We start from the raw sequence: 26,882 nt of genomic DNA, 5'->3' as shown, positions 1-26,882 counted from the left end.
AGGCGAGGAGTTCTTATGAAAAATAAACTGAAGCTCGTTTCAATAATTATGCTGATTAGTGTTACCACAGGCTGTGCTTCATTAGGGGTGCAACCTTGGGAGCGAGACTTGCTCGCGAAAAAGGAAATGTCATTAAATTCTGCGCCCGTTGACGCAGCGCTCGATGATCATATTTATTTTAGTAAAGAAGCTTCTAGTGGTGGCCGCAGTTTTGCGGGAGGAGGTTGCGGATGCAACTAAATAAAAAAAACGCGAGCCAATTATTGGCTATTGCGGCTGGCGCATTGCTTGGGACAAACGCACAAGCTTCGGAAGAGCCGATTGTGAGTGAGTCAGCTTGGTCGTTTGATACAGCATTAATGATGTATAGCGAAACTGACCGAGTGTCGGCAGTTGAGGGGATTTTGTCAGCGACTAAAGACTATGGCGACTCCAAGCTTCTTAACTTAAAGCTAACCGTTGATAGCTTAACGGGCGCGTCAGCTACCGGAGCGGTAGCACAACCATACGTACAAAGTTTTACCAGACCTTCTGGTAAAGGTAGTTACCAAGTGCAACCGGGTGAACTTCCGCTAGATGACACATTCCGAGATACTCGAGTTCAATTTAATGGTCAGTGGACTCAACCATTAGGCAGCGATTATACCGGCAGCGTTGGCGGTTATTTTTCGAAAGAATATGATTATCTATCGTTAGGCGTAAATGGCAGTTTAGCTAGGGATTTTTATAACAAAAACACGACGCTGTCGGCAGGTTTTTCCTTTGCTCACGATGTGCTAAACCCTGTTGGTGGCGTGTCAAATCCATTAACTCCGATATTGCCATCTGCCCAAAGTTACATGGAAGAACAGAGTTATCGCTTAAATGCGCTAGGTGATGAAGAAACTAAAGACACCGTAGATTTGTTATTTGGTCTCACTCAGGTAATTAATCGAAGAATGTTAGTGCAATTAAACTATTCGTATTCTGCGGTTGACGGCTATCAAAATGATCCATACAAGTTAGTGAGCCAAGTAGATGATACCGGGATTGTTCAGCAAAATTTATATGAGTCGAGACCGGATCAGCGCACCAAACAAAGTTTATTTGCACAAACTAAGTATCATTTTGAAGACTCAATATTAGACTTCTCATATCGATATATGTGGGATGACTGGGGTATTAGCTCAAACACGTTTGATGTTCGTTATCGTCTGCCAGTTAGCACCGGCTATATAGAACCGCATGTTCGTTATTATCAGCAAGAAGCCGCCGATTTTTATCAGCCATTTATCTACGACTCGCAAGCATTACCTGACTATGTGAGCGCAGATTATAGGGTTGGTGACTTAGACGGAATAACGGTTGGATTAAAATATGGCTTTCCTTTAGACAATGGCGATGAAATGTCATTCCGGTTAGAATTTTTTCAACAAACACCAAATAATCCAGGTGTAGAGCTTCCTCCAGAGTTGGACAGTCTCCCAATGTTTGAAAAAGTGCAAGCGGTTGTGTTACAAGTCAATTACTCTTTTTAAATAAGACAGTTAATACACTATGAATAAAAGGACACTTAACATTGAGCATCGCTTAGACTGTATTGCGGTGTCCTTTTTTTCGATGGCAAGTCCGTGTGAGGTTTTGTTTGATAGTAAAGATGAAAAGCTTGTATCGCAATTAGCCAGTTGGTTAACTCAAGAAACATGGCGAATAGAGGATAAATACTCTCGTTATCAAACAAATAATGTGATGCACCAAATAAATACTAGTAATGGAAATGCAGTTGCGATAGACCTTGAAACGGCGAGACTGTTAATGTTTGCAGATGCATGTTACCAAGCGAGCGAGGGCTTGTTTGATGTAACATCGGGTGTGTTACGAAAAGTCTGGAAGTTTGATGGTGGCACGCATATCCCTCCAAGTGAAAAAGTATCTGAGTTGCTTCATTTTATTGGCTGGCCCGAAGTAAAATTCACGCAAGGCCAGATAGTTTTGCCGGCTGGAATGGAGCTAGATTTCGGTGGGATAGGAAAGGAATATGCTGTTGATTGTGTTGCACAAGGTCTCATTCAGCGACTAACGGCGCAGCAGCGTCAGGTTCCGTTTTTAGTCAACTTTGGTGGCGATATATTTGCTTCAAGTCCTAGATTAAATGGAAAAGCCTGGGTAGTAGCAATAGATTTAAAAGGTCTATCCAATACCGAGCAAAAAATCTTATCCATTGAAAAAGGTGGATTAGCGACGAGTGGTGATGCTAATAGGTTCCTTCTTAAAAACGGTAAGCGTTATACTCATATTTTAAATCCAAAAACGGGCTGGCCGATTGAAAACGCACCTCGCTCGATTACAGTAGCCGCTGCAACCTGTATTCAAGCAGGAATGATGTGTACTATCGCAATGACTTGTGGTGAAAAGGCAAAAGAGTTTTTAACAGAAAACGCATTAACTCACTGGATATACGAATGAGATTATTACTAGTAGAAGATGATGTTCCGTTGGGGAATGGCTTAAAGCAGTCATTTCAACATGAAGGTTATGCAGTTGATTGGGTTGAGTCTGGTAAACATGCTGTGCTGGCATTTGCCGACTGTGATCTTGTTATTTTAGACTTGGGGCTTCCGGATATGGATGGCTTGCAGGTTTTAAGAGAAATTAGGCGAAAAGACTCCAACAAACCCGTGCTAATTTTAACGGCGCGTGATGGTATCGAGAATAAAGTGTCTGGCCTTGATTTAGGCGCCGATGATTACTTAGCTAAACCGTTCGAGATGGAGGAGTTACTTGCCCGAGTGAGAGTACTAGGCCGGCGTATTAATTCTATGTCGAGTAATACCATTGAAATTGCGAATGTGGAATTAGACCTTCATGATCATAAGGTAACGGTTGAGTCTAATGTTGTATCTTTGTCTAGGCGTGAATATATGATTGCCAAAGCGCTTATGGAAAATGCAGGTCGTATATTGTCAAAATCTCAACTAGAAACAAAACTGTATGAATGGGGTGAAGAGGTGAGTAGTAATACCATTGAAGTTCACGTTCATAACATAAGGAAAAAGTTACCCGATGGTTTTATCAATACGGTTCGAGGGGTTGGTTATATTGTGAGACCAAGTTAGATGTCAATTCAAAGACAACTCACATTATTAATTTTAGCAACGGTCACCTTAGCGACGTTTTTTGCGGGCCTATACGGTTACAAAAGTAGTGCTCAACAGCTAGATAATTTTTTTGATAAAGAGCTGCAAGCTTATTCTTCACTACTGTTAACTCAATCTACGTATCAAGCTAACTCTATTTCATCGGCAAACCAAACCTTACAATTCCAAATATGGCGTGGCGACCAATTAATTGCAAAAAGTGCGAATGCTCCTGAACAACGTTTATCTAATTCGAAAAGTGGCTTTGATGATGTCAGCGCAGCTGGAAAAAGGTGGCGTATTTATATAGATTCAACGGCAAATAATATCGTTGGCGATAACGGAAAGTCGGTTGTTGTAATTGTCGCCCATGCCAATGAGCTTAGGTTAGCTGCTGCTGAAAGTGTTTTAATTGAAGCAATTGCACCTTTGGTTGTGGCTTTGCCTATTATCGCTTTTTTTATATTTTACTTTATTAGAAAAAGTCTTAAACCGCTGGTGGCGTTATCAAATGCTTTAGACTCTAAAAATAGTAATGATTTAACTCAGATTAACATTAGCAACGCACCAAAAGAATTAGCCCCAGTTATCAATCATCTTAATGAGTTACTACGTCGATTATCTCAAGCTTTTGTTCGAGAGCGTCAGCTATCGGCCAATACCGCGCATGAGCTCAGAACGCCAGTGAGTGTCTTAAACATTAATCTGCATAATGCCTTACAGGCTTTTAATCAAAACACCTTGTCGAAACAAGCAATTGAGCAGTTACAAGAGAATACGGATCGTTTAGCTCATGTAATCGAACAAATTATTGCGCTACATAGGTATACAGAAGAAAATTTTAATGAACATAGAGTTGCCTGCGACGTCGAGCAAATATTGCAACAAGTGATCGCACAAAACTACAATGAAATAAGCGTTAAACATCAAACAATAGAGCTCAATTGTGACTCAAAAATGGTTGTTGGGCATGCGTTCGCACTGTCGACTATGTTTGAAAATTTATTAAAAAATGCAATTAAATATACGCCAAATCATGGTTCAATTTATGTTTCTGTAAATACAGAGGTCATGGATATTAATTCGGATATCAAAGGCTTGTCGGGCAAGGTTATTGCAATCTCTTTTGAGGATTCAGGTGCTGGGGTTAGCCAACAAGATTTAAATAAACTTACGGAGAGATTTTATCGCGCAAAACCAACCGAAGCCCAAAAAGGCTCGGGTTTGGGGCTGTCGATTGTGAAGCATATTGTTGAGCTACACGAAGGAGTCCTTCAGTTTGCAATTTCGCCACTTGGCGGATTAAAAGTAACCGTGTTACTCAGAGCTCATCAAGGTATCAAGTAACATGATGATTGGTATTCACAGTAACCTGATAATTAACAACCCAACACTTGTTAAGCGAGCGTGCCGAGCATTGCTTATGAAAATAACGAGCGTAGCCGTTGCATGCTTCGCGTTAGTTGGATTTGAAACGTTCGCAGAGGACTACCGATTAGTATTAAAAAACCATGTATTTGTTCCTGCGGAGCTGATAATACCAGCCGAGAAAAAAGTTCGTTTAGTTATATACAATCAAGATGATTCTGCAGAGGAGTTTGACAGCTTTGATTTAAATCGCGAAAAAGTGCTATTTCCAAATAAAAAAGCAGTGATCTTTATTGGGCCGTTAAAAGCGGGGCGATACGAGTATTTTGGCGAATTTCATCCCGATAGTGCTCAAGGCGTTGTCATTGCAAAATCAAAGGAAGAAATAAAAAATGATTAAAACAGTCATCATATTTCTTCGAGACTTGCTCCCGGTTTTTATTCTTTTTGCCTATTTGCAAAGCCTTTATCCAGCTTTTTTTAAAATGAAAGCAACTTCTGTTTGGAAAGTGGTTGTTGCCACATTATTGACTATATCGGTTAAGCCTTTACTTGAATTAAGTATTGAATGGTTTGACGGGACTGGACCAGAATGGATATCGATACTTTTAATTATAATCGTTGTCGTGAGCATGTTATCGCTGTCCGCAATGCCTAAACATTACAAGTCATTACTTACTTGGACAGCCATTATTTGTTTTACAGGCTTAAAATTGTCCTCATTCTTGTTGTATTTTTCCGTTGAAATGTCCGCCACCGATTCATTGAGCGCACTTATTGTAAGCAGTGTTATGGGGCTAGGAATTTGTGTTAGTTTTTACATATTGTGGAGCTTTGTATTAAACGAAGTTTATAGCTTTAATCCCACCGTGGTTGGTATCTTCATGTCGATGTTTGTAGCAGGTCAAGCTGCAAAAATAGTAAACCATTTACATCAAATTGACGCGACTTCTTTCGGCTCTAATCGTTTTGGTAGCATTGAACATCTTATTTCTGAACAGTCTGAATTGGGACATATTTTAAAAGCATTAGTGGGTTTTGAATCGGTGCCGTCTCAACTTTTTATTGTTGTATATGTGGTTACTACCATTGTCGTTTTTGTTAATTTTTATAGGAACAAGGTATGAAACGCCTAGCGATATTTATCCTGCTCGTTAGTTTAACTTCGGGCAGTGTGATAGCTGACGGCATAGTGGTAGATAAAGTTTATCATCCGCTTGTATTGGCCAATGAGCAAGAGTTTGAGTGGCGATTTTTGTCTAGTCAAACAGACGAACAGAATCGATTAGCGCAACGATTTGGTTATGGTCGAGCACTAAGTGACACAGTAGCTGCCGAGCTTTATTTGATTGCGGAACGTGATGAGGTTGGGAACTTTCAATTTCAATCATATGAGCTTGAAGTGCGCTGGATGTTAACTGAACAAGGTCAATATTGGGCTGACTGGGGCGCGGTATTTGAAATAGAACGGAATACCTTAGTGGGATCGTCAGAATTAGCCGCAGGATTACTCTTTGAAAAGGAAATAGACCGCAACAGTTTAACCTTAAATGCTATTTTGATTTACGAATGGGGCGACGGCATAGAGGACGAATTTGAAACGGAATTTAGAGCACAATATCGTTATCGTTATTTGCCAGAGGTGCAGCCGTCTATTGAAATATATGTTGGCGAAAACTACTTTGGCCTTGGACCTGCTTTGATGGGGGTTCGCCGACTTGATGGTCAAAAGCAGTTGAAATGGGAAGTAGGCTTTATATCGGAGCTAAGCAATAACATCAAAGATCATAGCCTAAGGTTTTCGCTCGAATATGAATTTTAAAAATAGTATTTAAATTTAGTAGAAACAACTATTTGCGCTAGCAAAACTAAGACAATAAACCTAAACTGCCGCTCAATTATTCGGCCTCTATATTTAATGATGAAACTATGACTACCGCTATTATTCTTCTTGCCATCATCGCACTTCTTTTTGTTATTTTTGAAGAGGTTATTCATGTTGATAAAGCTAAATCAACATTGTTTATTGGAACATTGAGTTGGATATTGGTTTATTTGTTTCCGTTTCATGGCTCAAGTGCTACAAACATTACGGAACAACTCAACGAGAATTTGCTAGAAATAGCGACATTGTGGTTATTTCTTATGTCAGCTATGACCTTTGTTGCTTATCTTAATAGCAAGGGATTTATTTCAAACTTGGTTCAGCGCTTATTACCCAAACAATTATCAGAAAGAAAGTTCATGTTCTTACTTGGCTTTTTTGCATTCGTGTTTAGTTCTTTTGCAGATAACGTGACTGCTACTTTGGTTTCGGTTGCCGTCATTGCTTCTCTTCAAGTACCTGCGCGGCAACGACTAAAATACGCAACACTAATCATATTTGCGGTTAATAGTGGCGGTGTTTCTTTAATAACAGGCGATGTCACCACCTTGATGATCTTTTTAGATGGCAAGGTTAGCATTGCCAACCTACTACTTCTTGTTCTACCGTCGCTAACAGCAGTGTTAATTTTAGCCGCATTATTATCACGAAATATGGGAGGTCAGCTAACCTTTGAAGGAAAGCATGAACCTATCGAAGGAAAAGACAAGATAATTGCCGGTGTATTTATCGTCACTATATTTAGCACATTATATTTAAACGCTGCATATCAAATTCCACCAGTATTAACGTTTTTGTTTGGTTTAAGCTGTATGTTTTTAATAGGACAATATTTGGTTAGAAAAACAAACAAAAATATTCTTAATTATGTCCGAGAAATTGAGTTTGATACCTTGTTGTTTTTCTTAGGTGTTTTACTCATTGTAGGCATGTTAAAAGAAGTTGGTGTATTGACACAGTTAACAACTATTTATCAAGTGTTTGATATAAGTGTTGCGAACTATTTACTGGGCTTATTGTCTGCAGTGCTCGATAACGTGCCACTTACAGCCGCGTTGTTAAAAGCCGATATACAAATGGATACTGCTAATTGGTTGGCACTTACTTATGCAACAGGCGTTGGTGGTTCGGTGTTAGTGATCGGTTCAGCTGCGGGTATCATTGCAATGAGCAAGGTAAAGGAGCTGAACTTTATTAGCTATTTGTCGATGGCGGGCTATTTATTAGCAGCATATACCATTGGTTACTGGCTAAGTTATGCAGTAACTAGTTTTTCACTTGTTCGCTTTGGAATCTAAATCGCCTTAAGTTACCGTTAAGGAAATCGCAATATAGTTGCTCTGTCTTTAATGGAGCAATTTATGTCTAACGAATTAACAATTAAAAAAAAGCTCGTCTTATCGAGTAACCAAGTTTTACTGCTTGTATCGTGCTACTTCACGTTAGTATTTAACTATCCCTTTTTGTCTCGCCTATTTACCGGTAGCTTATCGTCTAGTGATTCTAATTTATTGTTTTTGCTATCGTTACCTGTTTTTTTAATGGCTTTAATTTCGCTACTGTTTTCTTTATTTATACCCACAAAAATAATGAAACCTATGCTTTCTCTATTGGTCATGCTGTCATCACTAATTTGGTTTGCCCAGGTCAATTATGGCATCGTCTTTGACTATTCTATGGTACAAAACGTATTTGAAACTGACAGTGCTGAGGCTTTTACGTATTTAAATATGGCCGCTGTCATTGAGGTTTTTGCGGTGTCAATAATACCACTTGTATTCATATATTTGGTAAAAGTAGAGCCTCGTTGTTTTTGGCGATCTGTAAAATCGCGAGTGGGATTAATATTAATTTCCTTTGTGGTCTTGCTTGGAGTTGTTTATCCACAATACTCTGACTTTTCTGCTGTGGGGCGAAATAATCACGATGCGATTAATTATTTGATCCCCTTTAAGTTACTCGATTCTAGCTATAAATATATTAGAGACACATACATATATCCGGCTGAACCTTATAAGTTGCTAGATAATTCGCCACAACTATTAACAAATGAAAAGCAACTCACTATTTTAGTTGTGGGTGAAACGGCGCGAGCTCAAAACTTTTCGCTAAATGGTTATAAAAAGCCAACTAATGATTTTACCAGCAAGTTAAATGTTACATCATTTAAGGCGGTTACTTCTTGTGGAACCGCGACTGCCATTTCGGTACCTTGCATGTTTTCACGATTAAATCATGATAATTACGACAAACGCATTGCAGCAAATCAGCAGAACGTTTTGGATGTAGTAAAAGCCGCGGGTCTATCGGTAACTTGGCTTGATAATAACAGTAGTTGCAAAGGAGTATGTGAACGCATTACATCTATAAAGGTCGATCCTACTCAGAACTCAGATTTATGTGATGGCGAATATTGCTACGATGAAATAATGATTGATTATTTAGACTCGATCATTTCTCAGATGCACTCTGACAATAAGCTTATTGTTCTTCATATGATTGGATCACATGGGCCAACTTATTATAAGCGTTATCCAGCTAACCATGCGGTCTTTTTACCACATTGTAACCGTAGCGATATTCAAAACTGTACTAAAGAGGAGCTATTAAACACCTACGACAATACAATCCGTTATACGGACTATGTACTTTCTTTGTTAATTAACCGACTAAATAGCATCTCAAATCAAAGTGATACGAACACACAGCTACTGTATGTTTCTGACCATGGTGAGTCTTTGGGAGAAAATGGTGTTTACTTACACGGTTTTCCCTACGCACTAGCACCGGAAGACCAAACACATATTCCAATGATATATTGGAATTCTCAAGGTCTCGAACAACCCGAACAAACGTGCATAAAAGCTTTAGAAAATAAACGACTAAGCCATGACGAACTGTTTGATAGTCTGTTAGGGTTAGTGAAAGTGAAATCAAAAATTTATCAACAAAACCATGATGTTTTTTCTTCTTGCGCAAGGAGAGCTCAGTTGGTTGCGAGATGATTTAGTCATGCATATCAAAGTGTTGGCTAGTGTTAATTTATATGCAGGCACGATACTATGATCCAGTCATAGGTCGTTTCTACTCGAATGATCCTGTTGGATGGAGTCCTGATAACCCTGTAATGTCGTTTAACCGATACTTATATGTAAATAATAACCCATATAAATATACAGACCCTGACGGAGAGTTTTTAGTCCAAGCATTTGCCACCGTAGCTGGAGGTATCATTGGGGGCGTTTCAGAAATGATCAACAACCCTAATGCTGATTTTGGTTCCGTAGCTAGAGCTACTGGCGTAGGAATGGCTGTAGGTTTTGCCACTTCAATTCCAGGAATGGGAGTGATGGGAACAATGGCTATGGGAGGAGCTGCTAATATGGGCGGTGAGGCCATCAATCAGTTAGCCACTGGTGAGCTTGATGGAACAAAACTTGCTGTGGCGGGGGGCACTGGATTGATTGGTGGCGCATATGCCAAAGGTGCTTCTAAATTATTAAATCCAAGCAGGGGCTTAAGCAACAATACCGCGACACAAGCAGGCCACAATATGACAGAATCTTCTTCTCAAAGGATATTAGAAGGCTCTAAGTCTTTGAGTTCGTCATCATCAAATAAAGCTGCGACAGAGGCTGTTCATGGAACTGCATATGGAGCTGGTAGTGTTGGTGGTACAAAACTAGCTGAAGATAAACTTAGAGAGCAACAATGATAAGCATTAACCCAAACTCAGCCAAGAACCAAAGAAACAAAAATATACGAATTGCAATACATGTGGTTATGGCATTTGTATTTGCAGTTATATTCAATTGGGCAGTTTCAAAGGTTCTAACCCTGATTGGCTTCTCAATGAACACAAAAATTGCCGAAGTAGGCTTAGGTTGGGGACTAGTTTATTTGTTCAGCATTATTTTGTTAGGCCTATTTATTTATGCCCCAATATGGATCTTAACGGGCTATATATTTAAAGTGGCGAGAGTATAGCTAGTATCTTGTTTAGTATGCCTAAAGCTCAGTTTCACACTGAGCTTTTTTTGTGCCTGAACAAATTTCGACTATACTAGTAACTTACTGTATATATTAAATTTTTAAGTAAGTTACAGTGGATCGTAATTACGATTACTTTATATGCAGGCACGATACTATGATCCAGTTATAGGTCGTTTTTATTCGAATGATCCAGTAGATGCTATAGGTCATCTTTCAACACCAAACGGCATTCATGGTTTTAATCGCTATGCATATGCCAATAATAACCCCTATAAATATACTGATCCTGATGGCAAAGCATCGACCAGCTTTGAAATTATGCAAAATGTGCAGTTTAAACAACTAGCATCTGGAAAAACCTCTATTTCAGAAATGAAAAGTAATTTGCAGGAACTTGGTAGCCATGAGAATCTATCAGCCATGTCTGAACTAACAGGAACAGGGGCTGCTCTGACTGCAGCGGTTCCTCTTATAGCTGCTCCTTTAGAAGCGATAAGTTTAACTACTGCTGCATTAGATGCTGCACTAAATTCAGATGATAAGGGTTCAACTACGGTTAAAGAGGTAATTGTTAAAACCGTAGAAAAAGCATTTGAAGGGAAAGTCAAAGGGCTAACTTTTTTAGCTAGCGACATGCAAAAAACTGCCCAAACTGTTGGTGCTGTGGCAGGAGATACTGTTGGTAAAGAGGTAGGAGATAAATTAGGTGATAACGAATTCCAATAAACAGTTCTTTATGGATTTAAGAGATTATTTGAAAGTCAAATTGCCCTTAAGATTAATAGCTTTTACGCTATCCTTAGTTATGTTTTATCTAATCTATAGTTTATACTCTGACGGCTTTGTAGTTATTCGTGGGCATACCCATTATGAAGGAGACGAATCAGGGCTCTTTTCTATGAGGGCATTTAAATATAAATGTTATTTAGCTGTTCTACTATTTTTTACTTTTAAAAAATATAAGCCTAAGTAACGTCAAGATACAACTGTCTCACAGTTAAGCCCCGCACTCTGAAGTGACCCCCAATAGACGGACATTCCAATTACTGGGGGCTTTTTGTTGTTTGCATAAATAAATAGACTGCAAAATGACAATTTGAGTTTTACTAAGATAAAATCCAAGGACAATTGGAAGGAATTATGGCACCGACAATGACCACTTCAAGCAACAACCAAAAATCAAAATTTACACCTAAAATGGAAAATTTTAAGGTTAGCTTAAGCTATGAAGGCCTATCACTAAAAAAGAATGGTGAAGGTAAATCATTGGATGAGCTGAAACGTAAATATGCGAGATAAATACGGAGTAGCAAGCGATAAATATTGCTACTCTGATTCTGATGTTTTAATTAACCTTTTAAACATTAGAGACCCCGATATACTCAGTGAAGCTGAGGCTGAATTTACAGCAGAGCGTTACAGAACTTATAACCCATCACAAAACACAATATCCGACTTTACGTTGGATCACTTAAACACCTTCATTTCCATTTATTTCAAGACTTATATGACTGGTCTGGTCAAACAAGAGATGTAGATATCTCAAAAGGTGAGACTCGCTTTTGTACTTGGACACGAATTGAGCCAGAAGCGCAAAAACTATTTAATACTATTCCCGATTTAGCTCAATGTAAAAATTATAATAATCTTATTGAAAAAGTAGCAGATCTGTTTTGTGACCTTAATTTGCTTCACCCGTTTCGAGAAGGAAATGGCAGAGTGCTTAGATTCTTTTTTGAGGAGATGTTACATACGATCGGTTATGACATTACATGGCCTAGAATATCTCGCCAAAACTGGATAGATGCAAATGTCGCGGGTGTAAATTTAAACCTTGAGTCACTAAAAGTATCTTCAGCCGAGCAATTTCGAAGCTTTAGCTTTCTTTAAGTTAGTTATTAATTTAGTCCATGTAAATATGTTAAAACAGACAGTAAGCCTACACTATAGTTGATGGTGAAAAAGTCAGTTTAAAACATGGTAAAGGAAAATAAATGAAAACGCTGCTTGTGGTTATACTGCTGTCACTATTCCCATTTTTGTTTGGCTGTGCAGCGAATGGTGAATTTAAGAAAACTAAGCTTACAAATCAAAAAGTTGTTATAGCACACCGCGGTGCAAGTGGTTACTTACCTGAGCACACTATAGCCTCTAAGGCGATGGCTTACGCGATGAAGGTTGACTATATAGAGCAAGACTTAGTGATGACCAAAGATGATCATTTAGTTGTATTACATGATCATTACTTAGACCGAGTTACAAATGTGGCGGAAAAGTTTCCAAAACGGAGCCGACAGGACGGCCGCTATTACGTCATCGATTTCACTTTGGCTGAAATTCAAACCCTTGATATGACAGAGGGCTTCTCGGTTAAAGAGGGCGTGCTAGCCGCAAATTATCCAGACCGGTTTCCTATTTGGCAGTCTAAATTTAAAGTGCACACTTTTGCCGATGAAATAGAGCTAATCCAAGGCTTAAATAAAAGTACCGGTAAAAATGTTGGTTTATACCCTGAAATAAAGTCGCCTAGATTTCACATATTAAATGGCAAAGATATTAGTAAAGCCGTATTGCTTGAACTTAAAAAGTACGGCTACTCTAATCAAGATAGCAAGGTTTTTGTACAAAGCTTTGATGCGAACGAGCTCATAAGAATTAAAATGGAATTGATGCCGGAGTTGGGTATCGACCTTAAGCTTGTGCAATTAATAGCGATGACGAGTTGGAAAGAAACCGTCAATATTAAAGATGGTGTTGAGGCGCCGTATAGTTATGATTGGATGCTCAAGCCTGAAAATATGAGTAAAATTGCTCAGTATGCAAATGGTATTGGTCCATGGAAACCTATGCTAATTACACAAAGTGAAAATGGTAAGTTTGCCAAGTCAAACGGGTTAACGGAAGCCGCACATAAGGCTGGTTTATTGGTCCATCCATACACATTCCGTGCAGATAAGGGGAAGGTTCCAAAATATGCCAAAGACTTCCCAACATTGTTACGATTCTTTTACTTTGAAATTGATGTAGACGGTGTTTTTACAGATTTTCCGGATAAAGCCGTGGATGTTTTATCTAGTGACGCGCAAAATTAACTCGCTCAACGCTTCAAGAAAACGATGTTTAGTTATTTGCAGTCGCGACTCATTACAATATTGGCACGAGTGTAAACCGGATGTTGCCCTTCGGACGTGGTTTTGAAACCGTACTTTTTGTAGAGCTCAATTGCCGTAGTTAGTTTAGTATTAGAAACAAGGAAAACTTGTTGAGCTTCAATTTCAGTGAGTTTTGTTAAGGCATGCTCAATTAGTTTTTTGCCATATCCCTTTCCTTGACTATTAGGTGATACTGCCATTCGAGCTAATTCATAAATGCCATTTCCATTATTAAATAGTGCGCACACACCTTGTACAACTCCATCTTCAACAAGGCTAAAAATGTAGCCGCCTTTATTAATAACTTTCATAGGATCGGCCGCTAATTCACGATCGACCTCTTCGATTTCAAAGTAATGTGATATCCACTCTTCGTTTAAGCGAATAAAGTCTTCTAACAGCTCTTGTTTATTTTCTATTATGTTTACGGTGTTCAAAACTTAATTACTCCAAAGACGTATACCTAATGAACAGTGAGATAGTACCTTTATCTCGGCGCGTATTGAAATTTTGTTATAACGATGTTGATGTATTGGGCGACGTTAATTAGAGTAATAATCAATTAACCTTAGCAAATAAACGATTAGTCTCAGATAGATAGACTAATAGGTGAGATTAATTTATACAAAATAACAATAACAATAACAATAACAAGACATCTATTAGAACGCGGTTCTGTAAGAAAATAAAAATTTTGAATAGGAATAAATATACCGATATGAAGTTATTAAACAAAACTATGCTGGCGCTAAGCATCACCAGCTTTAGTGCCGCCGCAACGGTGCTGACACAAGCTGAGATTGATGCGTTAAATAAGGCTAACACAACCCTCGCACCTGAGTATTCGATCGCTGCAGTAGCGAAAGCAGACGAGTCTGACGAAGTGGAAGAGTCAGAAAAACCCGCAAAGGCTGACAAGAAAAAAAGTAAATTTAAAGAGTATACCGACATCGTCACTGACAAGGCGATAACATCTAAAGGTGTTTTTACTACTCACCTAGTAGATAATAAGGTTTACTTTGAAATCCCTGCTGCTGAGTTAGGTCGTGAGTTTGTATGGCAAGTTAAGACATCTGGTACACAGCCTGGTAAAGGCTTAATTAGCGCTGATATAGGTCGCCAATATGTGGTTTTTGAGCGCCATGATGACAACATATTATTACGTAGTCGTAATTATTCGGTGGTGTCTGAAGAAGGCTCACGAGAATCTTTTGTCGTTAAAAAGGCCTCTATCGATGGCATCATTGCCAAACTTCCAATTACAACTTTTTCTAAAGATGACGCTAAGTCACCTGTTGTAGACATTACTAGCTTATACATGGGACAGCACAAAGAGCTTTTCCCAGCGCCACGAGCGCCAAGAGATCCAAAAGCACCAAAAGCACCGAATTTCAAACTGAATACAAAAACGTCGTTAATTACTAAAGTTAAAGCGTTTGAAAAAAACATTGAAGCAACCGTGTTAGCTCAATTCACAAGTGCAAAGGTTAATGACACTAAAGAGCTACGTCATTCTATTTTTGCGTTGCCAGATACGCCAATGAAGCCACGTTTTTATGATAAGCGAGTTGGCTACTTCACGGCCAACTATTCTGACTATAGTTCAGATAAAAACAAATTAGACTCGTTCAGCTACATCAAACGCTGGCGTTTAGAAAAGAAAAATCCAGAGCTAGAAGTCAGTGAGCCAAAAGAGCCAATCGTTTGGTACATAGACCGTGGCACACCTGAGAAGTATGTTGAAGCGGTTCGAGAAGGTATCGAGTTTTGGCAATCAGCGTTCGAACAAGCTGGTTTTAAAAACGGTATTGTTGCAAAAATGGCACCTAGCATGGAAGAAAACCCAGACTGGGATCCAGAAGACGCTCGTTTTTCTGTAATTCGTTGGATTCCGTCGGGCATTCCAAATGCACAAGGGCCACATGTTGCAGACCCTCGTTCAGGCGAAATTATTGAAGCTGACGTACGTATGTACCACAACGTAATCAAGTTACTTGAAGGTTGGTACTTTGCTCAAGCGGGAGCAACCGACCCAAGAGCGAAAAAGCTTCCTTTACCAAACGATGTTATGAGCGATCTAGTACGTTTTGTAGTCGCTCATGAAGTAGGGCACTCAATAGGTCTACACCACAACTTTATCGGCAATAATTCATACACGATTGACCAGTTAAGAGACCCTGAATTTGTAAAAGAATTTGGTGTGTCAGCATCAATCATGGATTACGCTCGATTTAACTATGTAATACAACCAGAAGATGGTGTATCGCCAATTGACTATGACCCAGGTCCATACGACAAGTTTGCAATTGAGTGGGGTTACAAAGAGTTTAAAGGTGACCTTACGCCAAAAGAAGAAACGGTTCTTTTAAGTAAAATTGCTGACCGTCAGTTAAATGATGACCGATTACGTTGGGATGCATACTCTAAACCAAGCTACCTAGATCCACGCATCTTAACTGAAGCGATTGGTGATGATCCTGTTGAAGCAACAAGACTAGGACAGAAAAACAAAAAGCGTATTTTAGAAAACCTGATCAACGCGACTAGTTTTGAACCAAATAAGGGTTATGACGAGTTAGACAACGCCTACAAAACGGTGATCCAACAACACGCTCGTGAGCTAGGCCACGTTGCTAAAGCGGTTGGTGGTGTGATGTATCGCAATGAATTAACTCAAGATCACAAAGAAAAACAAGTCTTTGAAATCTTCCCTAAGAAGAAACAAGAACGTGCCGTTGAGTTTTTAATAGACAACGGCGTGAAGTTACCTGAGTTTTGGAATAACAAAGAGATTTTGAAACGCATTGGTCAGGATAAGTTTGAGCAATATGCTAGCGCTATTATTAGACAAGCGGTAGGCAGCCCATTGGCAGCGCACCGTCTTGATTCTCTAATAAAGTTACAAGCGGCTGGCGAAGATGTGATGGATCCGGTAAAAACCGTCAACAAATTCGTTGATGCTATATACGGTGACTTCAAGTCTCGTCGTGCTAAATCAGACCAATATACAATCATGTTACAAGATTACTTTGTGACAAAATTGTTAGCTGACATTGCGTCAACTAAGTCTTCTCCGACTTTGGTTGCAATGTTGAGAGGCATCGCCACTGAGTTAAAATCTGAACTAACGACTGCAGCGAGAAAGTATGACGGCGAACTCCGCGGTTACCGTTACGCCGGTCTTGCAGCTAGATTAACCGAAGGTTTAGAACCAAAACTGACGGTTAAAAAATAGCGCTAACCAAACGTCAACGTATATTGGTTTTAGTTACGGACAAAGCCTAAATAAGGCTAACTTAAGTCTTATAAAGCTAAATGAACAAAAGAAACTTCGATTATTCGGAGTTTCTTTTTTTTATACGAAAGTGAAATTAATAAAGCCTAAATTTTAAATGTCTTCACAATAGCGTCTAGTTCTTTAGACATGTTACTAACTTGTTTTGTGACATCTAATGCGAGTTCGGCATTTTCTAATGAAGAGTTGGCCAGTTCATCAATCTTGGTGGTGTTTTTATTTATTTCATCAGATACATAAGATTGCTCTTCTACAGCGGTGGCAATTTGATAATTCATATCACGGATATCGGTAACGGAGCCTTTAACAGTTTGGATTGAGGACTCTGTAGATTTAGTTAATGCAACGCCACTTTCCGCTTGTTTGCGACTATCGTCAATCACGCTAACGGCCTCTTTTACCCTAGTTTGTAAACTAGAGATCATTGAATTAATTTCTTCTGTTGAAGCTTGAGTTCGACTTGCAAGAGTACGAACTTCATCTGCGACAACGGCAAAACCTCGTCCTTGTTCGCCGGCCCGGGCTGCCTCAATTGCGGCATTTAAAGCAAGTAGGTTAGTTTGCTCTGCAATACCCCGAATCACATCTAAAACCGCTCCAATATTATTACTTTCGGTATTTACCTGAGAAATGACATCTGTGGCGTTGGCAATTTGGGCAACGAGCTTTTCAATGGCATCAACGGTATCCGACAAAAGTTCCAAACTATGTGTCGATTCTTGCTCCGCTTTATCAGCTGACTTAGCTGCGCTATTACCACTGTTAGAGACTTCGTGTATGGTACTTGTCATTTCTGTAATTGCAGTGGCCACTGATGTTATTTCATCTCTTTGATTAGCGGTATCCAAATTGATTTTATCCATCATTTGGTTTACCTCGTCGACTGAACGGTTGAGGGCACTACTTGAAGTACTAACCTTTGATATAGCGGTTCGCACTTTTTCAGCAAAATTATTAAAAGCCATTGCAAGCCGAGTAAACTCATTATCGCCCACGACATTTAGACGCTTGGTTAAGTCACCGTCACCATCGGCAATTTCAGTCATAGCGCTTACCGCGTCATTAAGCGGTTTGGAAATCATAGTGGATATCCAATAAGCAAACGTTAAACCAATGGCAAAGACAAACAAACTTATGATGAGTTTGTCTCGTTTGGCTCTGTTAATTTGCGTTAAATAATCTGAACGATCCATTATCAACTCAATTACCCCAATTGAGCTGCCGGCGTAGTCAGTGACTTTACCTGCGTATAGAGCAAAGTTACTGTCGCCATCTGTTATTTTTGATGAGTTTGGCAAAGTTAAGGCGCTATTGAGCTCTGAGGTTGTAAGGTAACGCGAGGTGGAGCTACTTGCGATAATATTTAGTTTGTTGTCCTGCTTGGCATAAATATTAACGTCGACACCATATTTATCTTTTAATCGAGTAACAAAACTGTTGTCCAGCGCCATACCAAACTCAACACTTCCAATATGTTGGCCTTGATAATTAACCGGAACAACACCTCGAATGCCTAATCCTGCTTTACCAGCTTCAATACCACTAACAGAATTTTTGGAATTGTTAACATCCACCACCGTATTTCTAAAACTACTTAGGTCATCACCGAACTTGTCTACTTTATGCAATCGTAAAAATGACGTTGCAGGCGGCGTGTGGAATTGAAATTGTTTAACGCCATACTGATTTTTTGCAATTGAAAAAAATGGCGTGTTTAACGAGGCTAATTGCTCTCGGTTTTTATTGGAAAAAGCTTGTTGAATGGGAGCAAAGTTGGCTACTGAATAGGCAAGTGACGTCGCGAGCCTACCTTCGGCTTCAATCTCTGAAAGTACCGCTTTATATAACTGCGATAGTTCCCTTTTTTCCGCCTGATTCGACATAGTCGTTAATGAACTAAAAGTAGATATAGCGAAGGTTATAGTGACTAATAAAATGATAATTGCGAAAGCACCAAGCAACAGACTTTTCATGCTCAACGAGTGCAGAATGTTTTTAGTCATATACCTTCCCTAAAATTTTTTGAACCAACGTTTATTAAAACTCTAGCAGAAATTATTAATTTGGCTCGAATAAGGGGATTGAGAACATAAGACTATTTCCTCAAGGAAGAAAATGATCGTTATTTAAATTATTTAACCCACAATTTCCCACATTATTCAGTGTGTTATTTTTAAGCCTTATTTTATTGGCTTTGCCCGGCAAAAACTTGCCGTATATTTGCTTGACAATGCGTTGATCTGAGGCCTAAACTGTGAACTAGTGGGAAATTGTGGGATATATTGGTACGCAGTCCCAAATTTGAACAGTGGAAATAACAACCACAAAATGGAGCGATCATGTTTCGCGGTGCAAATACTTTATCTTTAGACAGTAAAGGACGGTTATCGATTCCAACTCGATATCGTGAGCTTTTGCTATCTGAATCAGAAGGTAAAATGGTTTGTACAGTTGATTTGCACCAGCCTTGTTTGTTGTTATACCCATTGGTTGAATGGGAAGATATCGAATTTAAATTACGCCAACTCTCTTCAATGAACCCTCATGAACGTCGTGTTCAACGTGTTTTACTTGGTAATGCACATGAAGTTGATATGGATAAATCTGGGCGAATTTTAGTGCCATCACAGTTACGTCAACACGCCCAGCTTCAAAAATCCATCGTATTAACAGGCCAACTTAATAAGTTCGAAATGTGGTCTGAAGAACAGTGGACTGCTCAAATGGCAGAAGATATTGCCACTGAATTAGAAGGCGACTTTGAGCTTTCTGACCGACTAAAAGAATTTTCATTTTAACAACAACTAAAACACGAGAGAACGGCAGCAAATATGACAGAACACGTATCGGTATTATTAACAGAATCTATTGATGGCTTGAATATTAAGCCAGACGGGATTTATATCGATTGTACGTTTGGTCGAGGTGGTCACTCTTCTCATGTATTAGCTAAGTTGTCGGAAGCAGGACGCTTAATTGCTATCGATCGTGATCCAACGGCGATTGAGGCAGCAAAGCGATTTGCTGAGAACCCAAGCTTTACCATAGAACATACGCCGTTTTCAGAACTATTGGCCGTTGCCCAAAAACACGATGTTGTCGGTAAAGTAGATGGTATTTTGATGGATTTAGGTGTGTCTTCGCCTCAGTTAGATGAAGCAGACCGAGGCTTTAGCTTTATGAAGCCTGGTCCTCTTGATATGCGCATGGATTACACCAAAGGAATTTCTGCGGCAGATTGGTTAGCCAAGGCCGAAGAAGACGACATCGTATTTGCATTAAAAACATACGGTGAAGAAAAGTTTGCCAAACGTGTTGCACGTAAAATCATTGCAACACGAGAAGAATCGCCGATTCTTACGACAACCGATTTAGCTAATTTAGTGGCTACAACTGTACCGAAAAGCAAGGCAGAGAAGAAACACCCTGCTACTCGCACCTTCCAGGGAATAAGAATTTATATAAATAGCGAGTTAGTAGAGATTGAACGTGCGTTAGATGCGTCGTTAGAAGTCTTGAAGCCTGCCGGTCGACTGTCAGTGATTAGCTTTCATTCTTTAGAAGATAGAATTGTGAAGCAATTCATCCGTAAACAAAGCCAAGGTAAACAAGTACCTAGAGGTTTACCTATGACGGAAGAAGAGCTAAACAAAGGAATAAAAATGAAGCCGATTGGTAAAGCAATAAAGCCATCGGAACAAGAAATAGCTAGCAATAGCCGTGCGCGCAGCTCCGTCCTTAGAATTGCTGAAAGATTATCAACATGAACATAACAATAACAAATGTCGTTGATACTCAATTAGCCCGTTATATTTTAAGCGACTTACGTAAGCACAAGCTTACAGTGGGGCTTCTGCTGCTCAATGTTGCCGCTGCGGTTGCAGTGGTGCACTGGGCACAGTTAAATAGGCAAATGGTCATTCAACAAGATGTATTGTTGCAACAACGAGATGATATCGATCTTCGTTGGCGCCATTTGTTATTAGAGCAAAGAGCTCTGGCTGAACATAGCCGAGTTGAAAATATTGCTCGTGAACGCTTAGAGATGGAACGCCCAACATCAGATCAAGAGGTGGTAGTTACGTTGCCATGAAGGACTGGTTGAATAATAAAAATAAAAAAACAACAACCAAACGTAGCACCAAAAAAGGGGCCCAAGCCAAGTCAGGCCTAAAATTTGGAAAACAAGCAAAACAAGCCAAGCAATTAACCAAACCTAGTGTCAATCGTTGGCGCTTTCAGTTCGTCATTTCGTGTTTAGTTTTAGTATTTAGCTCTGTAATTGGACGAGCCGCCTACCTGCAAATAATTCAACCTGAGAAACTTATCCTAGAAGGTGACAAGCGCACAGTTCGAGTAAAAGAGTCATCGGTTCAACGCGGAATGATAACCGATCGTAATGGGGTTGAACTTGCGGTAAGTGTTCCTGTTCAAACTATTTGGGCCGATCCTAAGCGTGTATTAGAGTATCCAGAGTTTGAAACTGACGTGCGTTGGAAAGCGCTGGCTAAAGTGCTTCAAATGGAAGAGCACGAATTGTTAGCTAGGATCACCAATAACCAAGATAAACGTTTTATTTACCTAAAACGCAAAACAAACCCGGTCGTAGCTGATTATGTCCAACAGCTTAGAATTCCTGGAGTACGTTTGCGTGAAGAGTCTAAACGATATTATCCAGCGGGTGAAATCACAGCACATGTGGTGGGCTTTACGAATATAGATGGTAAAGGGATTGAGGGTATTGAACTTCGCCATAATGATTGGATGGTTGGCACGCCTGGTAAACGAAAAATAATTAAAGATGCGAAAGGTCGAGAAATTGAAGTCATTGAGGAAGAGCAGGGCTCAGAACCTCAAAATATCACTTTAACCATTGATCAACGTATTCAGTCTGCGGTTTATCAAGAACTAAAAAAAGCAGTTCAAACTTACGAAGCAGCTTCTGGTAGTGCCATTGTTGTAGATATTGAAACTGCTGAAGTGTTAGCAATGGTAAATAGTCCTTCATTTAATCCAAACAATCGCATGAACGTGTCTATGCACCGTTTTCGTAACCGTGCCATTACCGATACGTTTGAGCCAGGATCAACAATGAAGCCAATTTCGGTGCTTAACGCGCTGGAGTATGGTTCATACGGAACATTAGATTTAGTTGACACGTCACCGGGCTACATGCGCATTGGTGGCCGCCGTGTTTCAGATCCGCGTAACCGTGGCATGCTCAGTTTGGCGGATGTCTTAAAATACTCTTCTAATATGGGCTCAACTAAATTAGCGTTATCAACACCAAAAGAATCATTTTTAGGCTTGTTTTATAAAATGGGCTTGGTTGACAGTAGCGGTGTTGACTTAGTGGGTGAAAGTACTGGTCTATTTAATGATAGACGTCGTTGGTCAGACTCTGAAATTGCAAGCTTGTCATTTGGTTACGGAATATCTGTGACGGCCGCTCAGTTAGCAAGAATGTATACCACCATTGGCGCTGGAGGCTTGAGTCGCCCGCTCTCTATTATTAAAACAGATATTGAAAAACCATCAGAACGAATTGTTGCAGAAGACGTTGCTTATAATGTATTGGGGATGATGGAAAGTGTCATTTCTGAGGAAGGTTCAGGCAAAAATGCCATGGTTAAAGGTTATCGCGTTGCAGGTAAAACAGGGACTAGCCAAAAAGCAACGGCGGGTGGTTACGGACACGATTATGTTAATACTTTCGCAGGAGTGGGTCCTGTCTCAGATCCAAAAATTGCCGTTGTTGTCGTGCTTAATGATCCTAAAGGCGACTATTATTATGGTGGTGAAACCGCCGCCCCTACCTTTGGTAAAATAATGCGACAAACACTTCGTATATTAAATGTTGCACCAGATGCAATCGGCGATAAAAAAATACAATTAGCAGACATTAGGCGAAAAAATGATGACGTTAACTGACGAGCACGACATCATTAACGAGTTGCAACGGCATCTCTTAAATAATGTTGATAAAAATCAAAACCCTAATAAAGCATCGCATCAGTCGATGCTTTCTCGTCGTTTAACACAAGACAGTCGACAAGTAACCAAAGGTGACATTTTTGTCGCTTTATCAGGTCATGACTTAAACGGCGCTGACTTTATTGATAAGGCAATTGCGCAAGGGGCTAGCGCTGTTTTAGTAGATAGTGCGTGTCAGATACCATCGCAAATCAATGAAGTTGCCGCACAAGCTTTGGTTATTACAGTACCTAAGCTTCGACAAAAATTAGCGGTATTGTGTAAAAATTTCTATTTTGGCGATCAACAACCTTTACCGGTTATCGGCATCACCGGAACAAATGGTAAGACTTCAATAAGCCATTTGTTAGCTCAGTTAGCAGACCTAGCTTCAGACGGAGTTGCCAACCCGCGCGCGTCGAAAAAGAGCTGTGCAGTTATAGGCACTATGGGGTCTGGACATATAAATAATTTAACACCTAGTGCCAATACAACGCCCGGTATAACGGATGTATACAAATTATTGGCGGCGTTTGCTAATGATAAAAGCTATGACTTTGGCGCGGTCGCAATGGAGGTTTCGTCACACGCTTTAGCTCAAGAACGCGTATCTGGACTTGAGTTTGAAACAGCCGTTTTTACGAATTTGACTCATGAACATCTAGATTATCACGGTGACATGGAGCAATATTTTGCTGAAAAAGCCAAATTGTTTGTTGATTATCTTCCAAAAAATGCAGTGATTAATGTGGATGACAATTATGGGCTGCGACTAAGCAACATGTTAAATGAGCCTACACGTGTTATTGCTTATGGCCAGTCAGAAAATGTATTGGCGTTTAACGAATATGTATTTATCAAACAGGTTAATTGCCATAGTTATGGTTTACAACTTCAAATCGAATGGCAACTTGGTGGCCTTAAAGAGTCTACTGAACTTAACTTGCCTTTATACGGTGAGTTTAATGCGCAAAACATTGCCGCTGTATTCGCCACCGCAATGCTATCAGGTTGGACGTTAGACGCAGCCGCATTTTCAAAATTAAAACCGGTTCCTGGCCGATTAGAATTGTATGTAGAGCCAGAACAACCTATCGCAATTGTAGATTATGCCCACACCCCAGATGCTCTTGAGGCATCACTTAAAGCGGTGAGCCGCCATTTGTCGGGGCAGTTATATCTCGTTTTTGGGTGCGGTGGAGACAGAGACGCGTCTAAACGACCAATGATGGCCGAAGTGGCTGAAAAGTATTCAAACAAGATAATCGTCACTAACGATAACCCTAGAACAGAAAGCCAAGAGCATATTGTTAATGATATTATGGCTGGGTTTAAAGCGCCACAACAGGTAACGATAGAGTACGATAGAAAACGCGCGATTGAATTAGCTGTGTCTCTAGCAGGGCATGGCGATGCGGTGTTAATAGCGGGCAAAGGCCACGAAGATTATCAAATTATTGGTACGCAAAAAATAAATTATGACGAACGTGCTTTTACAGCAGGTTTAATGGCAAGTCGTGCAAGCGTAAGCCAGGTACAAGGGTAGATTATGATTAACGCAGACTTAAAATGGGTAAGCAATGTTCTTGGTGTGGCACCTTCAGGTGTTAAAGATGTTGATTTAACCGCTGCAATAGGTGAGATATCAACTGACAGCCGTGCGATTAAAAGTGGCCAAGTGTTTTTAGCATTAAAAGGTCCAAACTTTGACGGTACTAAGTTTGTTGAGCAAGTTAAGGAAAAAGGCGCAATTGCGGTAATCGTTGAGCGCCCAGTAGACACAGATATTATTCAGTTTGTGGTTGAGGATACGCTTATCGCGCTTGGTAAATTAGGCCAAGCTGTGGCGAGAGCGGTAGACCCAAAAATTATTGCTATTACCGGTAGCGTTGGAAAAACGTCGGTCAAAGAAATGTGCGCAGCCATTATGTCCAGAAAAGGCAAAGTGCTTGCAACCAATGGTAATTTTAATAACCAGATTGGCGTCCCTTTAACCTTGTTACGCCTAGAGAAACAACATCAATATGCGGTGGTTGAGCTTGGCGCGAATCACATTGGTGAAATTGCTTACACAACGGGATTAACGCAGCCTCACGTCGCTATTTTAAATAATGTTGCAGAAGCGCATTTAGAAGGTTTTGGCGACATATTTGGCGTTGTTCAAGCTAAAGGCGAAATATTTACAGGTTTACAGGCAAACGGGTTAGCGATTGTAAACGGTGACTCTGAACACAAATCATTTTGGCTTAGCAAGTTAGCGACTCAGTTTAATACTACGCCGGGTAAAGTTGTTGAATTTGGGTTTGGGGAACAGGTTCAAAATTCAAGTAACGGTATCACCGCCAATAACATTCAGTTAAATAGCGCAGGGTGTGCCACCTTTACTATGGTGTATCAGGGTCAATCTATCGATATCGAATTAACATTGCCAGGTCAACACAATGTAAAAAATGCATTGGCTGCCGCAGCTGCGTGTATTGAATTAGGAGCCACGCTGGAAGATGTGCAGCAAGGTCTGACTCAAATGGTTATGGTGCAAGGACGTGTAAATTTAAAGCCGGTTAACGATCGCTTAATGGTTATTGATGATACTTATAACGCCAACGTGCAATCGGTAAAAGCCGCTATTGATCTGTTAGCAAGTTACCAAGGCAAGCAAGTACTTGTGTTAGGTGATATGGCTGAGCTTGGGCATGAGTCTACCAAGCTTCATACTGAGGTTGGTGAGTATGCACTTAACAAAGGAATCGATTTGTTATGTTCGTTTGGCGTGTTGAGTCAAAGTGCATCAAGTGTTTTACAAGCTGAAGGTAAAGGTGCGCATTTTTCTTCAAAGCAAGCACTTACGGAAAGTATTAATACTTACATAAAGCAGCAATTAGAACTTCAACTCAGTAGTAATGTAACGGTTTTAGTAAAGGGCTCTCGTAGCGCCAAAATGGAATTAGTGGTCGAGCAAGTTATTAACGATAACCAACAAAATAATAAGGCAGAACCATCATGCTAGTTTGGTTAGCAGAATATTTAACTCAATTTCACTCCGGCTTTAATGTCTTTTCTTATCTCACGTTTAGAGCAATTTTAAGTGTGTTAACGGCGATGGGCTTGTCTTTGTACTTTGGTCCAAAATTAATTCGTCGTTTACAGTTAATGCAAATTGGCCAAACAGTTCGTGATGATGGTCCTGAAAGTCACTTTAGTAAAGCTGGTACGCCAACAATGGGTGGCATTTTAATATTAGCGAGTATTGTTGTGAGTACCCTTTTATGGGCGGATCTTGGCAATAAGTACGTTTGGGTAGTATTAACGGTTGTTGTTGGCTATGGCATTGTTGGTTTTGTAGATGACTACCGCAAAGTGATCCGAAAAGACAGTAAAGGTTTGATTGCCCGTTGGAAGTATTTTTGGCAGTCGGTTATTGCGATTGGCGTTGCCGGTTATTTATATGCCACTGCACAAAGTCCAGAAGAAACGGCTCTATTGGTACCATTTTTCAAAGACATAATGCCGCAGCTAGGCATGATGTATTTACTCGTTGTGTACTTCACTCTAGTGGGAACAAGTAACGCGGTGAATTTAACCGATGGGTTAGACGGTTTAGCTATTGTGCCTACGGTAATGGTTGCGGGGGCGTTGGCGCTGTTTGCTTATGTTACCAGTAACGTAAACTTCTCGGACTATCTTAATATTCCTTATATTCCGCTAGCAGATGAACTAACGGTAGTTTGTACTGCGATAGTGGGAGCTGGCCTTGGCTTTTTGTGGTTCAACACATATCCGGCACAAGTCTTTATGGGTGATGTAGGCTCGTTAGCTTTAGGTGGTGCGTTAGGCATTATTGCGGTTTTAGTTCGTCAAGAGTTGGTTTTAATTATTATGGGTGGCGTGTTTGTGATGGAAACGCTATCAGTTATTTTACAGGTCGGTTCATACAAACTACGTGGTGAGCGTGTATTCAAAATGGCGCCAATTCATCATCACTATGAGTTAAGTGGCTGGCCTGAGCCAAGAGTTATCGTCCGTTTTTGGATTATATCGCTAGTCTTGGTTTTAGTTGGTATTGCAACGTTGAAGCTGCGTTAAGACTAATTAAATTGGAT

At 40.0% G+C, this 26,882-nt stretch carries 26 protein-coding genes and 1 pseudogene; 25 read left to right on the top strand and 2 right to left on the bottom strand.

Annotated elements, in window-relative coordinates:
• Nucleotides 1-15 precede the first annotated feature (15 nt).
• The 17 genes and pseudogenes from ACZ1GV_RS10360 to glpQ all read left to right on the top strand — a co-directional run bounded on the left by ACZ1GV_RS10360 (nt 16) and on the right by glpQ (nt 13,454).
• Nucleotides 16-240 (top strand): DUF4266 domain-containing protein, encoded by a 225-nt coding sequence (locus ACZ1GV_RS10360; protein ID WP_472674100.1) that lies wholly within the window; start codon nt 16-18, stop codon nt 238-240.
• Nucleotides 231-1,517 (top strand): DUF3570 domain-containing protein, encoded by a 1,287-nt coding sequence (locus tag ACZ1GV_RS10355; RefSeq protein ID WP_472674099.1) that lies wholly within the window; start codon nt 231-233, stop codon nt 1,515-1,517. The genes ACZ1GV_RS10360 and ACZ1GV_RS10355 overlap by 10 nt, the downstream gene beginning before the upstream one ends.
• Before the next feature lie 19 nt (nt 1,518-1,536).
• The gene (locus tag ACZ1GV_RS10350; protein ID WP_472674098.1) at nt 1,537-2,445 is read left to right on the top strand and encodes an FAD:protein FMN transferase; all 909 of its coding nucleotides are present in this window, start codon (nt 1,537-1,539) and stop codon (nt 2,443-2,445) included.
• The gene (locus ACZ1GV_RS10345) at nt 2,442-3,095 is read left to right on the top strand and encodes a response regulator (RefSeq protein WP_472674097.1); all 654 of its coding nucleotides are present in this window, start codon (nt 2,442-2,444) and stop codon (nt 3,093-3,095) included. The genes ACZ1GV_RS10350 and ACZ1GV_RS10345 overlap by 4 nt, the downstream gene beginning before the upstream one ends.
• Entirely contained in the window at nt 3,096-4,463 is a 1,368-nt protein-coding gene (locus tag ACZ1GV_RS10340; protein ID WP_472674096.1) for an ATP-binding protein, read from the top strand. It begins immediately after the preceding gene.
• Nucleotide 4,464: 1 nt separating this feature from the next.
• Nucleotides 4,465-4,884 carry a cupredoxin domain-containing protein gene (locus tag ACZ1GV_RS10335; protein ID WP_472674094.1) on the top strand — a complete coding sequence of 140 codons (420 nt, stop codon included), beginning with the start codon at nt 4,465-4,467 and terminating at the stop codon, nt 4,882-4,884.
• Complete coding sequence (locus ACZ1GV_RS10330) at nt 4,877-5,611, top strand: hypothetical protein (protein ID WP_472674093.1); 735 nt, start codon at nt 4,877-4,879, stop codon at nt 5,609-5,611. The genes ACZ1GV_RS10335 and ACZ1GV_RS10330 overlap by 8 nt, the downstream gene beginning before the upstream one ends.
• Nucleotides 5,608-6,306 carry a hypothetical protein gene (locus ACZ1GV_RS10325; RefSeq protein ID WP_472674092.1) on the top strand — a complete coding sequence of 233 codons (699 nt, stop codon included), beginning with the start codon at nt 5,608-5,610 and terminating at the stop codon, nt 6,304-6,306. The genes ACZ1GV_RS10330 and ACZ1GV_RS10325 overlap by 4 nt, the downstream gene beginning before the upstream one ends.
• A 107-nt stretch (nt 6,307-6,413) precedes the next feature.
• A complete protein-coding gene (gene nhaD / locus ACZ1GV_RS10320; protein ID WP_472674091.1) occupies nt 6,414-7,667 on the top strand; it encodes a sodium:proton antiporter NhaD in 1,254 nt (417 codons plus the stop codon).
• 63 nt (nt 7,668-7,730) lie between these two features.
• Complete coding sequence (locus ACZ1GV_RS10315) at nt 7,731-9,374, top strand: phosphoethanolamine transferase (protein ID WP_472674090.1); 1,644 nt, start codon at nt 7,731-7,733, stop codon at nt 9,372-9,374.
• Nucleotides 9,375-9,403: 29 nt separating this feature from the next.
• Nucleotides 9,404-10,084: an RHS repeat-associated core domain-containing protein gene (locus ACZ1GV_RS10310; protein WP_472674089.1), complete on the top strand. Its 681-nt coding sequence runs from the start codon at nt 9,404-9,406 to the stop codon at nt 10,082-10,084.
• Nucleotides 10,081-10,356 carry a hypothetical protein gene (locus ACZ1GV_RS10305; RefSeq protein WP_472674088.1) on the top strand — a complete coding sequence of 92 codons (276 nt, stop codon included), beginning with the start codon at nt 10,081-10,083 and terminating at the stop codon, nt 10,354-10,356. Before ACZ1GV_RS10310 ends, ACZ1GV_RS10305 begins: the two co-directional genes overlap by 4 nt.
• A gap of 144 nt (nt 10,357-10,500) precedes the next feature.
• A complete protein-coding gene (locus ACZ1GV_RS10300) occupies nt 10,501-11,088 on the top strand; it encodes an RHS repeat-associated core domain-containing protein (RefSeq protein WP_472674087.1) in 588 nt (195 codons plus the stop codon).
• 414 nt (nt 11,089-11,502) lie between these two features.
• Entirely contained in the window at nt 11,503-11,661 is a 159-nt protein-coding gene (locus tag ACZ1GV_RS10295; RefSeq protein ID WP_472674086.1) for a hypothetical protein, read from the top strand.
• Nucleotides 11,662-11,796: 135 nt separating this feature from the next.
• Nucleotides 11,797-12,051, top strand: a pseudogene (locus tag ACZ1GV_RS10290) (Fic family protein); the annotation flags it as partial.
• Nucleotides 12,052-12,081: 30 nt separating this feature from the next.
• A complete protein-coding gene (locus ACZ1GV_RS10285; RefSeq protein ID WP_472674085.1) occupies nt 12,082-12,252 on the top strand; it encodes a hypothetical protein in 171 nt (56 codons plus the stop codon).
• Between the two features lie 104 nt (nt 12,253-12,356).
• Nucleotides 12,357-13,454: a glycerophosphodiester phosphodiesterase gene (glpQ, locus tag ACZ1GV_RS10280; RefSeq protein WP_472674084.1), complete on the top strand. Its 1,098-nt coding sequence runs from the start codon at nt 12,357-12,359 to the stop codon at nt 13,452-13,454.
• A gap of 32 nt (nt 13,455-13,486) precedes the next feature.
• Here glpQ and ACZ1GV_RS10275 read toward each other — a convergent pair whose 3' ends face one another.
• On the bottom strand, nt 13,487-13,951 hold the full coding sequence (locus ACZ1GV_RS10275) for a GNAT family N-acetyltransferase (protein WP_472674083.1): 465 nt from the start codon (nt 13,949-13,951) through the stop codon (nt 13,487-13,489).
• A 281-nt stretch (nt 13,952-14,232) separates the two neighbouring features.
• Here ACZ1GV_RS10275 and ACZ1GV_RS10270 point away from each other — a divergent pair, with 281 nt between their 5' ends.
• The gene (locus ACZ1GV_RS10270) at nt 14,233-16,749 is read left to right on the top strand and encodes a zinc-dependent metalloprotease (protein WP_472674082.1); all 2,517 of its coding nucleotides are present in this window, start codon (nt 14,233-14,235) and stop codon (nt 16,747-16,749) included.
• A 146-nt stretch (nt 16,750-16,895) separates the two neighbouring features.
• Here the strand turns inward: ACZ1GV_RS10270 and ACZ1GV_RS10265 are convergent, their stop codons facing one another.
• On the bottom strand, nt 16,896-18,812 hold the full coding sequence (locus tag ACZ1GV_RS10265) for a methyl-accepting chemotaxis protein (protein ID WP_472674081.1): 1,917 nt from the start codon (nt 18,810-18,812) through the stop codon (nt 16,896-16,898).
• A 336-nt stretch (nt 18,813-19,148) separates the two neighbouring features.
• Here ACZ1GV_RS10265 and mraZ point away from each other — a divergent pair, with 336 nt between their 5' ends.
• Genes mraZ through mraY form a run of 7 tightly spaced genes read left to right on the top strand, consistent with a single transcriptional unit; the run spans nt 19,149 to nt 26,865 of the window.
• Entirely contained in the window at nt 19,149-19,607 is a 459-nt protein-coding gene (mraZ, locus tag ACZ1GV_RS10260) for a division/cell wall cluster transcriptional repressor MraZ (RefSeq protein ID WP_210561551.1), read from the top strand.
• 33 nt (nt 19,608-19,640) lie between these two features.
• Nucleotides 19,641-20,576: a 16S rRNA (cytosine(1402)-N(4))-methyltransferase RsmH gene (rsmH, locus tag ACZ1GV_RS10255; RefSeq protein WP_472674080.1), complete on the top strand. Its 936-nt coding sequence runs from the start codon at nt 19,641-19,643 to the stop codon at nt 20,574-20,576.
• On the top strand, nt 20,573-20,902 hold the full coding sequence (gene ftsL / locus ACZ1GV_RS10250) for a cell division protein FtsL (protein WP_472674079.1): 330 nt from the start codon (nt 20,573-20,575) through the stop codon (nt 20,900-20,902). Before rsmH ends, ftsL begins: the two co-directional genes overlap by 4 nt.
• Nucleotides 20,899-22,740, top strand: a complete 1,842-nt coding sequence (locus ACZ1GV_RS10245) for a penicillin-binding transpeptidase domain-containing protein (RefSeq protein WP_472674078.1) — start codon at nt 20,899-20,901, stop codon at nt 22,738-22,740. Before ftsL ends, ACZ1GV_RS10245 begins: the two co-directional genes overlap by 4 nt.
• Nucleotides 22,724-24,328 (top strand): UDP-N-acetylmuramoyl-L-alanyl-D-glutamate--2,6-diaminopimelate ligase, encoded by a 1,605-nt coding sequence (locus tag ACZ1GV_RS10240; RefSeq protein ID WP_472674077.1) that lies wholly within the window; start codon nt 22,724-22,726, stop codon nt 24,326-24,328. The genes ACZ1GV_RS10245 and ACZ1GV_RS10240 overlap by 17 nt, the downstream gene beginning before the upstream one ends.
• 3 nt (nt 24,329-24,331) lie before the next feature.
• Nucleotides 24,332-25,789: a UDP-N-acetylmuramoyl-tripeptide--D-alanyl-D-alanine ligase gene (locus ACZ1GV_RS10235; protein WP_472674076.1), complete on the top strand. Its 1,458-nt coding sequence runs from the start codon at nt 24,332-24,334 to the stop codon at nt 25,787-25,789.
• Nucleotides 25,783-26,865, top strand: coding sequence for a phospho-N-acetylmuramoyl-pentapeptide-transferase (gene mraY, locus ACZ1GV_RS10230; RefSeq protein WP_210561563.1), 1,083 nt, complete (start codon nt 25,783-25,785; stop codon nt 26,863-26,865). Before ACZ1GV_RS10235 ends, mraY begins: the two co-directional genes overlap by 7 nt.
• The last annotated feature ends 17 nt before the right edge of the window (nt 26,866-26,882 follow it).

This window comes from Psychrosphaera sp. HA2-10 (assembly GCF_055693745.1).
This window is presented reverse-complemented; position numbering and strand designations above follow the sequence as displayed.